General features: G+C 42.5%; 13 protein-coding genes. 5 read left to right on the top strand and 8 right to left on the bottom strand.

Annotation, left to right across the window (positions count from 1 at the left end):
• Nucleotides 1-75: 75 nt before the first annotated feature.
• On the bottom strand, nucleotides 76-261 hold the full coding sequence (locus tag AC3AQ9_RS16765; protein ID WP_488308633.1) for a YhzD family protein: 186 nt from the start codon (nucleotides 259-261) through the stop codon (nucleotides 76-78).
• Between the two features lie 124 nt (nucleotides 262-385).
• Here AC3AQ9_RS16765 and AC3AQ9_RS16760 point away from each other — a divergent pair, with 124 nt between their 5' ends.
• The 5 genes from AC3AQ9_RS16760 (at nucleotide 386) to yhaM (ending at nucleotide 7628) form a co-directional block, all read left to right on the top strand.
• A complete protein-coding gene (locus AC3AQ9_RS16760) occupies nucleotides 386-1285 on the top strand; it encodes an ABC transporter ATP-binding protein (RefSeq protein WP_488308632.1) in 900 nt (299 codons plus the stop codon).
• A complete protein-coding gene (locus AC3AQ9_RS16755) occupies nucleotides 1278-2528 on the top strand; it encodes an ABC transporter permease (protein WP_488308631.1) in 1251 nt (416 codons plus the stop codon). Before AC3AQ9_RS16760 ends, AC3AQ9_RS16755 begins: the two co-directional genes overlap by 8 nt.
• 102 nt (nucleotides 2529-2630) lie before the next feature.
• Nucleotides 2631-3848 (top strand): metallophosphoesterase family protein, encoded by a 1218-nt coding sequence (locus AC3AQ9_RS16750; RefSeq protein ID WP_488308630.1) that lies wholly within the window; start codon nucleotides 2631-2633, stop codon nucleotides 3846-3848.
• 4 nt (nucleotides 3849-3852) lie between these two features.
• On the top strand, nucleotides 3853-6690 hold the full coding sequence (locus tag AC3AQ9_RS16745) for an ATP-binding protein (RefSeq protein ID WP_488308629.1): 2838 nt from the start codon (nucleotides 3853-3855) through the stop codon (nucleotides 6688-6690).
• Nucleotides 6687-7628 (top strand): 3'-5' exoribonuclease YhaM, encoded by a 942-nt coding sequence (yhaM, locus tag AC3AQ9_RS16740; RefSeq protein ID WP_488308628.1) that lies wholly within the window; start codon nucleotides 6687-6689, stop codon nucleotides 7626-7628. The genes AC3AQ9_RS16745 and yhaM overlap by 4 nt, the downstream gene beginning before the upstream one ends.
• Nucleotides 7629-8007: 379 nt before the next feature.
• Here yhaM and AC3AQ9_RS16735 read toward each other — a convergent pair whose 3' ends face one another.
• The 7 genes from AC3AQ9_RS16735 to AC3AQ9_RS16705 all read right to left on the bottom strand — a co-directional run bounded on the left by AC3AQ9_RS16735 (nucleotide 8008) and on the right by AC3AQ9_RS16705 (nucleotide 12305).
• Complete coding sequence (locus tag AC3AQ9_RS16735; protein ID WP_488308627.1) at nucleotides 8008-8895, bottom strand: peptidylprolyl isomerase; 888 nt, start codon at nucleotides 8893-8895, stop codon at nucleotides 8008-8010.
• 167 nt (nucleotides 8896-9062) lie between these two features.
• Complete coding sequence (locus AC3AQ9_RS16730; RefSeq protein ID WP_006828367.1) at nucleotides 9063-9248, bottom strand: hypothetical protein; 186 nt, start codon at nucleotides 9246-9248, stop codon at nucleotides 9063-9065.
• A gap of 60 nt (nucleotides 9249-9308) precedes the next feature.
• A complete protein-coding gene (locus AC3AQ9_RS16725; RefSeq protein WP_488308626.1) occupies nucleotides 9309-9854 on the bottom strand; it encodes a DUF3267 domain-containing protein in 546 nt (181 codons plus the stop codon).
• 108 nt (nucleotides 9855-9962) lie between these two features.
• Nucleotides 9963-10520: an HTH-type transcriptional regulator Hpr gene (locus tag AC3AQ9_RS16720; RefSeq protein WP_488308625.1), complete on the bottom strand. Its 558-nt coding sequence runs from the start codon at nucleotides 10518-10520 to the stop codon at nucleotides 9963-9965.
• Nucleotides 10521-10711: 191 nt separating this feature from the next.
• On the bottom strand, nucleotides 10712-11110 hold the full coding sequence (locus AC3AQ9_RS16715) for a YtxH domain-containing protein (RefSeq protein ID WP_488308624.1): 399 nt from the start codon (nucleotides 11108-11110) through the stop codon (nucleotides 10712-10714).
• Nucleotides 11111-11236: 126 nt separating this feature from the next.
• On the bottom strand, nucleotides 11237-11767 hold the full coding sequence (locus tag AC3AQ9_RS16710; protein ID WP_488308623.1) for a tryptophan transporter: 531 nt from the start codon (nucleotides 11765-11767) through the stop codon (nucleotides 11237-11239).
• Between the two features lie 106 nt (nucleotides 11768-11873).
• Nucleotides 11874-12305 carry an HIT family protein gene (locus AC3AQ9_RS16705; protein WP_488308622.1) on the bottom strand — a complete coding sequence of 144 codons (432 nt, stop codon included), beginning with the start codon at nucleotides 12303-12305 and terminating at the stop codon, nucleotides 11874-11876.
• Nucleotides 12306-12346: the final 41 nt, after the last annotated feature.

Genomic DNA, 12346 nt, shown 5'->3' with positions numbered 1-12346 from the left:
GAGCGAAATGAGAAAAGGCTATCCGGAGTTTCTCGACAGCCTGGAAAAAGCATGGCGCTTTGCCATGCTTTTTTCTTATGAATGGAACAACAACAGTTTGCCTGCAGGTGAAGCGAGGCGGTGAGTCTGGTTGACGAGATCCTTTTCTTCGAGGATGGCCCGCCCTTTGTCTCTTGCCTGTTCGTCGTTTTCAGCTGTGAATGTTTCTTCTATTATTAACTTGCCAGTCTGCTCGTATGCGGTCAGTTTATAGGTTCTCATGGGGAACAACTCCTTCTGAATGCTTATTCAGTTTAAGTATATCGGTTTTCTTCTAAAAAGTCCTCCGATTTTGAAACATTTTGACAGTTGACCCGTATAATATCTATCAAAAGGAGGAATAGAAATGGCATTGATAGTTGAACATGCAACGAAGAAATTCGGCGAATTTACTGCTGTCGATGATTTGTCATTATCGATTGAGCAAGGGCAGATGCATGGGTTCTTAGGTGCAAATGGCGCCGGAAAAACCACTACTTTTCGGATGATTCTTGGATTGCTAAATCCGACAGCAGGAACAATCCGATGGAATGGAAAACCTATTACATATGCTGAAAGCCCGGAAATTGGCTATTTGCCGGAAGAGCGGGGACTTTATCCGAAAATGAAAGTGGAAGACCAATTGATTTATTTGGCTCAATTGCGCAAGATGCCAAGTGCAGAAGCAAAACAGGAAGCCCATAAATGGCTGGAGCGTTTTGAAGTTCCACATTATGCTTCCAAAAAAGTGGAGGAACTATCAAAAGGAAATCAGCAGAAAATCCAGTTGATCGCTTCTTTATTACATAAACCGTCTTTGCTGATATTGGATGAACCTTTTTCCGGACTCGACCCTGTAAATGTGGAAATGCTGAAAAGTGCGATTTTGGATTTCCAAAAACAAGGGGCGACAATCGTATTTTCAAGTCATCGCATGGACCATGTCGAAGAGCTATGTGATGACATGAGCATTCTGGACAGAGGGAAAATCGTTGTCGGCGGCTCTATTCGTCAAGTAAAGAGATCGTTCGGAAAACAGAATGTCCGGATTAAAATGGATCAGGATCTTTCAGGCTTAAGCAGCATAGCAGGGGTTGAAAACTTCACTAAAACCCATGACGGTGCTTTATTCCAGATTACGGATGAAGCCACAGCCCAGCAGCTTCTAAAAGAAGCGATGAAGCTTGGTGCACTACGCCACTTCGCTATTGAAGAGCCTTCTTTAGAAGAAATATTTATCGCGAAGGTGGGTAAAGCTTATGCATAGTTTTTGGATTATCTTTAAACAGGCATTCTTGACAAAGGCAAAAACAAAATCCTTCATTATTACAACGGTTGTTGTATGCGCGGCGTTTTTTTTGCTGGCAAATTTATCAAATATTATTGAAGTCTTTCAAGGCAATGATGAAGAGGCGAATGTTCTTCATGTGATTGATCATTCTGGTGGACTCGTGCCGGCCTTGCAGCAGCAACTCGAGATGGCCGATAGTGATACTCAGGCCATGCCGACGGATTTGACGGAACAGCAATTGAAAGAAGGCATAAGTGAAGGTACGATTGAGGCATACTTGATACTGGAACATAATGGCCAGCTATCAGCACGCTATGTGTCGGAATCTGCAAATGAAATGGGCAGCGGCGCTGATATTGAACAAGCGGTCCAGTCGCTTCAAACCGCTGTGGCGGCTGAAACCATGGGCCTTAATCACAATGAAGTCAGTCAATTATTCCTGCCGGCTTCGTTTGAACGGGAAGCTATTTCTGAAACATCAAAATCACAAGAAGAATTGAGCCAGGCAAGAGGACTGGTATATATTTTGATCATGCTAATTTATGTAGCTGTCATTTACTATCCAAATATGATTGCGATGGAAGTCGCCACCGAAAAATCTTCGCGTGTCATGGAAATCTTGATTTCAAGCGTTTCACCGGTCAAGCATATGTTTGCAAAGATTGCTGGCATCGGGACACTGGGAATCTTACAGATGATGGTATTTGGACTGGCGGGCTTTACCGCTATTAAAACGGCGGGAACCAATCTTTCGGAAGGCGCGTTCAGTGTTTTTGGATTTTCGGATGTGAAAATCAGTACGTTCTTATTCGCGGTCCTGTTTTTCCTGCTGGGATATTTCTTATACGCCGTTCTTGCGGCATTGCTCGGTTCTTTGGTCAGCCGGACTGAAGATGTCCAACAATTAATGCTGCCAATGATGTTTTTAATCATTATCGCTTCATTTATTGCGTTCTCAGGAATTTCAGTTCCGGAAGCGAAGTTTGTCACGATATCCTCCTATATTCCTTTTTTTGCACCTCTCGTAATGTTTTTACGCGTCGGAATGCTGGATATTCCGCTATGGGAACCGCTTTTGTCAATAGCTATTATGCTGGTGACAATCGCTATTCTAGGCTGGTTCGGAGCACGGGTATACCGTGGCGGCGTGCTGATGTATGGCTCTTCGCAATCTCTGAGAGATATCCGCAAAGCTATTCGTTTAGGAGAAAATAAATAACCATCTTTACTGTTTGCAGGAAGTTTTCCTGCAAACAGTTTTTTTTCATTCACTATCGTGTTAAAATAAGAACAAATATTCGGTTTCCGAAGGAGTTAAATTATGCGGGAGATACGTTTTTTTCATACAGCAGATTTGCATTTAGGCAGCCCATTTTCCGGCATGAGAGGTTTGCAGAAAGACCAGTGGAAAAAATTGAAAGACAGTACATTGGATGCATTTGACCGGCTGATCGATTATGCGGTAGAGGAGCAGCCGGACTTCTTATTGATAGCCGGCGATATTTATGATGGGGAAGACCGCAGCATCCGGGCCCAGCACCGCTTTCAGCAAGGGATGCAGCGGCTTTTTGATGCCAATATCCCGGTAGTTCTAAGCCATGGCAACCACGACCACTTGAGCGGCAGATGGATGCGCTTTGAACTGCCGGAAAATGTGCATATCTTTGGCGAAACCGTTTCTCAGCTCCGCTTAGCTACCCGGAATGGAGATGTGGTCATCACCGGATTCAGTTATGGACAACGCCATATAAAAGAACCGGTGATCCATTATTATCCTCCAGCTGAAGAAAAAGATGCAGTGTATATCGGGATGCTTCATGGCAGCATGGAAGGGGAGACCTCGCATGCGGTATATGCTCCGTTTACCAAACAGCAATTGCTCAGCAAGAATTATGATTATTGGGCGCTTGGCCATATCCATGTCCGGCAAAAATTGCATTCGGATCCCGCCATCGTTTACCCGGGAAATCTGCAAGGCAGACACCGAAACGAAAACGGAAAAAAAGGATTTTACGATGTGCGCATTTCAGAAGGCACTTCGCAATTGTCCTTCATTCCATCCTCTGTTATTCAGTTTGATAGCATCCGTATCGACTGCAGCGGCTTGATGCATATGAACGAATTGCTTGATGCCTGTATATCAGGGGCCCAAAGCTTTGCTGAAGGTTATGGCCCAGGCATAGTGGAGTTGGAGTTCAGCAATATGGACCGGGAAGCAGCGGAAATGTTAAAAGAAACGTCCGTAGAAGAACTGGTGGAGACGATCCGGGAATCTTTCGCAATGCTGGATGAGTTCGTGTGGGTGCAGGCCATTTCTTTTGACGATACGGCCGCTGATGCTGAATTGACTCCGCTTGGCGAAGAAATCATGAATGCAATGGAAGGCTGGCAGCTCAATGACTGGAAAGATGTGCTGAAAGATTTATACCGGCATCCTAAAGGCAGCCGGTTTTTAGAGCCGTTGAATTCTTCAGCAACGGCAGAAATCCGTGCAGCAGCAGCGCAAAAAATCCGTCGCGGCATGCATATGGAGGAGTGAGCCGATGAAAATCGAAAAATTAGTTATCTACGGATTTGGCAAACACCAGGACCGGACAATCGCTCTTGATCCCGAAATGTCCATCTTCTATGGTGCCAACGAAGCGGGGAAAACAACAATCCAGCAGTTTATCATCCAGACCTTATTTGGTTATCCTTCCCGCAATCAGAATATGCTGCGCTATGAGCCTAAATCCGGCGGCAAATATGGAGGACAGCTACATATCCGTGATGAGGTTTTCGGCCGGGTCATTATAGAACGGGTCAAAGGCAAGTCGGCCGGCGACGTGACCGTTTACTTTGAAGATGGCACCCGCGGAGCCGACGCGGAATTAAAAATGATTCTGCGTGATTATGACAGAACTTCATTTGAATCCATTTTTTCATTTTCCATCCATGAATTGCAGGGGCTTGAGCGCATGACCGAAGATGAGCTGAGCCGGACTTTGCTGGCTTCGGGAACAACGGGCGTGGATGCTATTACAAAACTGGAAAGCCGTTTAGAAAAAGAAATGGCAGCAGTTTTTAAAAAGTCTGGACGCAATCCCGAAATCAATCAAATCATTGAAGAATTGAAGAAGATTGAAAGTGAATTAAAAGAGCACAGATCCCGCACAGAACTTTACGGACCTTATTTGAGCCGGATTCAAACCATTGAACAACGCTTGCAAGAAATGAACGATGAAGAAAAGCGGCTAAGCCAGCAAATGAAATCAATGGAAAAATGGCAGCAGGCGGCACCGTTAATGAATAAGAAAAACCGTTTAGAAAGCGCAATCAATGAAATTAATATTTCTGATTTTCCATCAGACGGCAGACGGCGGATGGATCGTTTGGCAGATAGGCTGTCTGAAGTGAAAGCAAAAGTGGAGTATACGGAAAAAGAAAAGGCAGCGATTACGTACAAGGCTGAAGGCCCAATGGATATTGAAGCACTCGAGCAAATGCTGTCCATAGAATCAGAATGGCTTCAGCTATGCTCGGCATTGCGGCAGAAAAAAGAAGAGGCCATAAAATTGCTGGACGAAAAGCAAAGAATTCTAGCTTTAATAGGAATGAGAGAGGAAGATGCTCTTCAGGCGAATGTTTCATTAAGCCAGGAAGAACTGCTTCTCGAACATATTAAAAAAGCAGACTTAGAAGAAGAAGAAAAGCGATATCGTGAGAGAAAATTGCTGGAAGAAAAGAACAAATTGGCAGAAGCGGAAAAAGAACTAAAATATTTCCTGAGCGCAGAACCCACGGAAAAAGAGCGGGAACTGGCAGAAGGATGGATGGCTGCACAGCCAAAATTTGCACAAGCTAAAGCGGCCCAGCAATTACAGCAATCCCGTCATTCACCGGCCTTGTTTTATTTGCTGATGGCACTTGGAATCCTTGGGTTAACAGCAGGTATAATACAGACGAACTTTCTCATGGCAGGCCTTGGCTTGCTGGCGGCTGGAGGAGGGATCTGGGGCCGTTTCCTGAACAGCAAACCTGAAAACCTGTCTGTTGAACACTTGAAATTATTGGATCGCTACGGAGGAAAAGAAGCCGAACTGGAAGCGTTGATGCAAAAATTGGATCGTTTTGACCGGAACCTGGACAATTTACTCGAAACCGTGGATACGGCTAAAAGGAGAGTGGCCGATTTGTCCGGGGAAGCAACGACTCAGCCCGCGAAAGAAGCGTACGGGAATTTTTTGCAGCAACTCGGCCTCAATCCAAGTACCAGCCGAAGCACAGTTTTAACTTTGTTTGAAAATCTGCGCCAGACCCATGCTCTCCACTCAAGAGCAGAGCGGATAAACGAAGAGCTTACCGTGCTTTCACAACAGGTTCACGCATGGCTAGAGCAAGCTTCAGAAGTATATGGCAAGCCACTGGCAGCGGATGACCTATACGCCGCCTTACGGTCAGAATTGAACCTCCGCAAACAAAAACTGGAAGAACAATTGAAACAGCAGGAAAAAGGTGACGCCCTGCAAGCGGAACTTGAGCAATCATTTGCATTGATAGAACAAATTCAAAAAGAGCAGCAACATTTGCTCACAGAAGCCAATGCCCAAACGGTTGAAGAGTTTTATCGTTTATGTGATGAATGGGGAAGAAAAGCAGAATTGGAAAAAGAGCTAGCGCCGATCGAGTCCCAGCTAAAAGCTATTGGTGACTTTGAGGTTCTGGATGATTTGAACCAGGAAAACGCAGAAAACCATCTGTCAGCGTATGAAACAGCTTTACAGAAATTAAAAGATGAGCGCAACACTCTTTTGGCAGAACAGGCGGAAAAACGGCAAACGACAAAATCTCTTTTAGAAGATGAAACGTATGAAGATAAATTGCAGCAATTTGAAGAGAAAAAAGAAGAGCTGGCTGATCTTGCAAGACGCTGGTCAATAGATAAAGCAATTATCGCTGCAATTAAACAAACGATGGAAGAACTGAAAGAAAAGAAACTGCCGGCGGTGATTGCATCAGCACAATCCTATTTCAAGAAGCTAACCTCAGATGCGTATAGCGGACTGGAAATGAACCCGCAAGGATTTTTTGAAGCCGTCCGAAATGATGGCATGCGTTTTCATATTGCTGAACTGAGCCAGGCGACAAAAGAGCAGGCCTATATATCGCTCCGGCTGTCATTGGCCGTATCGATGCAGTCGAGCCATCCTTTCCCTTTTGTCATGGATGACGCCTTTGTTCATTTTGATCGCAGCCGGCTGCAGCAAATGATAAACTTAATAACAGAGCTGCAAGGGAATCACCAATTCATCTATTTTACTTGTCATGAAGCGATGCCGGAAGCTTGGCCAAATGCTTCAATAATTGACGTGGCTACTATCGAGAGGAGTGTTCAAATATGACAAAAGGAATTACCCAGCGCGCAGTCGGAGAAACGGTTGATGAATTTTTGCTGATTAAGCAGTCAGTAAAAGGGGTCACAACAACCGGAAATCCGTTTATGTCGCTTGTTCTTCAAGATAAGAGCGGGGATATTGAAGCAAAATTATGGGATACCAAAGACGAACATGAAAAATTATTTGCTGCTGAAACAATTGTGCGGGTAGGAGGAGAAATCCATAACTACCGCGGGAAGAATCAATTGCGCATCAAAAGCATCCGCCCGGCAAAACCGGAAGAAAACCAATCGATTGCCGACTTGCTGCCTTCTTCAGATAAAACAACGGACCAATTATTTGAAGAAATTATGCAATATTTATTCCAAATGGAAAATCCGCATATTCAACGGATCACACGCCATATTCTGAAAAAATACCAACAGCAATTTTTAACATTCCCGGCAGCAACCAGAAACCACCATGATTATGTCTCCGGCCTCGCAGACCACGTGGTTTCCATGTTGAAAATCGGCAAAGCTCTATACGAGATTTATCCGACTTTGAACAAAGATTTGCTGTATGCAGGCATCATCCTTCATGATGTTGGAAAAGTATTTGAATTGTCAGGTCCGATTGCCACGACCTACACGCTTGAAGGGAATTTACTTGGACACATCTCTATTATGGTGACGGAAATTTCTAAAACAGCTGAGGAATTGGAAATAGACGGAGAAGAAGTACTCTTGCTTCAGCATATGGTTTTGTCTCACCACGGAAAAGAAGAGTGGGGAAGTCCGAAAAAGCCGATGATCAAAGAAGCGGAAATACTCCATTATATAGACAATATCGATGCGAAAATGATGATGCTCGACCGGGCACTGGCCAAAGCCAAACCGGGGGAATTCACCGAGCGCTTATTCCCATTGGATAACCGGTCATTTTATAAACCTACTATTGAATAAAAAAACTCCCGCTGCAAAGAACGAAGTTTCGGACTGTAGACAAACTCGAGAGATTCGGGCTGTCTATGGTCTTTTTTTATGTTGTTTGAAGTAAGCAGACCGTTATGGCCGCTTTTGGTAAGACTCTCGCTTGAAGCCAGAAAGACCAATTGCCTTCAGATTTCGCCTGCGTTATCTCTTTTTTAAAAAAGCGAGCGTTAAGGCCAAGTACGAGTCCAGGTGAGACTCCGAAAGGAATGAATTAGGCAATAGTATTTTGCACATTTTATTTGCGCTAAAGCTCGTGGACCGCCCGTTCTGAAACGAAATGAATAAAAAGGGGCTTTTCTCAAAGATCTAAAAAACCCCTCGTTCCAAAGAACGGGGGGCTGGCTATTGCTTATTCAGCTGGTGCAGCTTCAGCGTTGATAATTTCATCAAGGGCGCCTTTTAAATCTTCGTCCTTGATTTCGATATCCGCTTCTTTCATCATTTCAGCGATTTTAGGAACTAAAGTGGTTTGATCGGCTTTTTTCATAGCCAGGTCCGAACGAATTTGTTCTTTCTGGTCTTCCAAAGCCGGCTGATCTTTAACTTCACGTTTATCCGTTACCTGGATAATGTGGAAGCCGTGCTGTGATTGGACCGGTTCACTGATTTCGTCCACTTCTAAAGCGTATGCAGCTTCTTCAAACTCAGGTACCATTGCTCCTGTACCGAACCAGTCAAGGCTGCCGCCGTTTGCTGCTGAACCGGTATCTGTTGAGTATTCTTCAGCAAGTGCTGCAAAATCTCCACCAGCGTCCAGTTCTTCTTTCACTTTGTTCGCTGTTTCTTCATCAGCCACCAGGATGTGGCGGGCATTCAATTCAGTGCCTTGGCGGTCATATTGCGCTTGGATTTCTTCATCCGTTACTTCAACGCCATCCGTCAAAGCTTTTTCTTGCAATAAATTCAATCGGATCACTTTTTTATAACTTTCTTCGGTTTGGTTATTTTGAGCTAGGAATTGTTCGAAGCTCTCACCCATTTGCTCTTCATTGCTTTTGTATTCAGCCTCTATTTCTTCATCAGTCACTTCATATTTATCGGCAAGTACTTTTTCAATCATTAGGATTTGAAGTGCTTGATCCCCGACAGAAGTTTTCATTTCTTCATACAGGTCTTGATGTGTAATATCCCCAACTTTTGATTCTACGATGACTTCATCACCTGAACCACTGTCGCTGCATGCTGACAATGCAAGAACTGACGCGGCCAAAGACAGGGTAAGTATTGATTTTTTCATTTTTTTCGCTCCCAACTTTCTATCTAAATGCAGTTGTTACTATAACACAAACGTTTAAAAAATCAAAAAGTTTCCTTAAAAGAGAAACTTTACCTTATAGAAGTAGGCACCCATTACTGACCGTTTAAGCGGGATAAAAAAAGTTCAAATGCCCGGGGCAATTGAACTTAAGGAGTAAATTCTACGCCTACGTACAATGATACCAATAAAATTGTGATCAATATATTGATTGTACGAAAAATTTTCTGGTGGTTTTCTTCAGGAATTTCCCGTGAAGTTACAAGCGCCAATGTCATTCGGTTAATTTGGAACAAGTAAAATACAGAGAACATCACTATAAATGCGATAATCATGAGTTTCCTCCCCTCTGACTTTAGGTTCTAGTATAACAAAGACGGGAAGAAAAAACAGGATTAGGCTACCGGTTCAGGTACAAGAATTTCAAAACCTGTGTCTGTTTCTTCAATTAATGCGTCTTTAGGAGAATGAGCCAAGTTCCGCATATAAACTAAATCTGTCAAACATAAGCCGCAGTGGTAAGCAAGCAACATCGCAAAATAATGGCTGTAAACGGGCATGAGCAAGCTCATGATGATAATTGATGTATTGATAAGTAGGAAAGGTGATGCAAGAGTCAAGATAAATCGGATTTTTGGTACAGGCTCATTGATGTGCAATGAGATCATCGGGAATACTTTAAGCTGTTTTTTTACAATCAATTTTATGCACTTCCGACAGCCGATGAGCGGCAGGAAATGACATAGTTTATGCAATGGATAGATGGCAAGAATGGCACCAAGGAATAACAGGAAGTTTTGGTCGGACAAAGGATCGGAATAAAGGATGTTCAGCACAATATAGAAGCTCATAAAAACTCCCAATGCGATTAACGCAGACATCATATATAAACGATCGAGTCCGTATTGTTTTTTTACATTAATGGTTTTCCAGCAATGCATGTTTTGCATCTCCTAAAAGTGGATTTCTCTTTTGATTCGATACATACAATACAACGAATTGCCAGGAAATGCAATAAAAATAACATTAAATTTTAGACAACGTTTTCATCATTTATCGATCACTTCAATGATGTGGTTTTCTTCGCTGAATTTGGATTCGATATTTTTAAATGAAGCTTCAAAAATCTCCATAAAATCATCGCCGTAAATGTTGCGGATGACAGCCATGACATCCAAAAATTCAGGGAATTTACCGTATAAATCTCTTAAAGGCATAGAGCCATCAATGACAGCATGAGGCGTATCGTGATACTTCTCAATCATTTCCTGCATCAGCGCTTCTCCTTGTGGGGTCAATTCTACATATGTATTGCGTTTGTCTGTGTCCCGTTTCGAAAAGGCCAATAATTCACGTTCCTCTAGCTTTTTCGAAAAATTAAACGCAGTCGATACATGCATAACCCCGAATTTTGCTACATCGGAAATGGAGGCACCTTTTAAATGATAGGAAATCCATAAAATATGATGTTCATTAATATTTAAATCATAAGGTTTTATCCATAGCTGCCAATCTTTTTCGACAGCTTTCCATAATGCTTTTGACAACTGGCCAATGCGCTGGCTAAACAACATGGCTTCTTTATAGGTATAATTGCGTTCATTCATTAAAGCACCAACTTTCCCCCAAAATGATTTTCTTTATTATAGCAATAAAGCAAAACTTATTGAAGTGTGAATAATAAAAAAATTTAAAAATATAAATATCTATTCAATTGATGGCACAATTCAACTTTTTTTGCTATCAAAACCAAACATTGTAGTAATAATGGAAAAACAAAAAAGCTGCACAAGGCAGCTTATCCGTTATCGCGGTCATCTTTTCTATCTTTTTTATCGTTTTTATCTTTGCTAATCGAGTTTTGCAAGGCTTCAATTGCATTTTGTATTGCTAAGATTTCAAGTTGAAGATGCTCTTTTGCGGGAGCTGTACTTTCTTGCCATTCCTGCATGGACGCTTTTAATCCATCTGTTGCCTCAGGAATAGTAGTTTTAGCTTCATCTGATAATTTCGCTACGGATTCTTTCAATCCATTCACTTTTTCTTTTACATCTGTTAATTTCTCTTTCCAATCCGTGGATGCGGTTTTCACTGAGCTTCTAAGCTCTTTCCCGGATTGAGGAGTTGAAAACAATGTAGCTGCAGCTCCTGCTGCAAGCCCTGTAGCAAGTCCCATAAAAAATGTCGATGCTTTCATTAGCCAAACGCCCCTTTCGTCCTATATCGTTCTTTTCCTTTATTTCACTTAATTAAAACATAAAGATGAACGATGATTCAACGAAAAAAAGCTTTTCGGCGATATTACTGCCGAAAAGCTTCTATTTTATACTCCTTGTGTAGCTGCTGTTTCAAACTTTGAGCGTTTTACCAGTTTGATGACGATCGGATAAATGATCGCAAAGGCAACGCCGTTTAGTACAATTGCCGGCAATACAACGGTGACGAATAATGCACCAAAAGGAATTTCTGCACCGATGACAAAAATCGCCGCTGACAGGAAAATCGAGCCAGATAATACTGTTCCAAGTCCGCATAAGAAGACGGCAACTGGAAGTTTTGCAACAAACTTTTTCAAAATAAGGACCAAAGCTAAAAAGACGAATGCTGTGATAAATTTATCAATGATGTTCGGTAAAAAACCTCCTGGAAAAGTTGAAAATAATCCAGATAGCACTCCAGTTGTAACAGCCAGTAAGAACACGGACTTTACATTCGGGAAAAGCAGGATTCCAATAAACATCATCGTTAACATAAAGTCGGGTTTCATCCCGCCGCTAAAACCAGGAATCACCACATAAAGTGCAGCCCCGACACTGACCAGCAGCGCCATTAAAACCAAATTCTTCGTATTCATTTTCTCATCTCTCCTCAGCTCTACGCTATTTTGTTTTTCCCGTACGTGCCCTCATGGCCGTCGGCGAAAAAACTTATTCTGATTTTATCCTGTATGATACATTAAATCAAGTATTCGAAACCAATTTGCCTTTTACTTGCTCGGCTAATTCCTGGATGCGTTCGGAGGTATATTCTTTTTCTTTTGTCATCCATTTCGCACCAAAGCCGTCGGTGGCATCGTAGCGGGGAATAAAATGCAGATGGAAATGATGCACACTTTGTCCCGCCTTGGCGCCATTGTTGTTTAAAAGATTCATGCCTTCCAGTCCGAATGTTTCTTTTAAAGCACTGGCTATTTTAGGAGCTACGGAAAACAGGTTAGCGGCTTCTTCGGGAGCCAAATCATAAATATATGCCCGGTGGTTTTTTGGGATGAGCAGGGTATGTCCCTTAGAAAGCGGCATAATATCCATAAAAGCATAAACATGCTCGTCTTCATAGACTTTCACGCTCGGGATATCGCCGGCAATTATTTTGCAGAAAATACAATCGGTCATTGTCATCATCCTTTCCATTTTTTCCAGTTTATCATATTTTC

Source organism: Planococcus sp. VCh962, from assembly GCF_057748275.1.
Note: the sequence above shows the minus strand (reverse complement) of the source record. Positions and strands in the feature narration are given on the sequence as shown.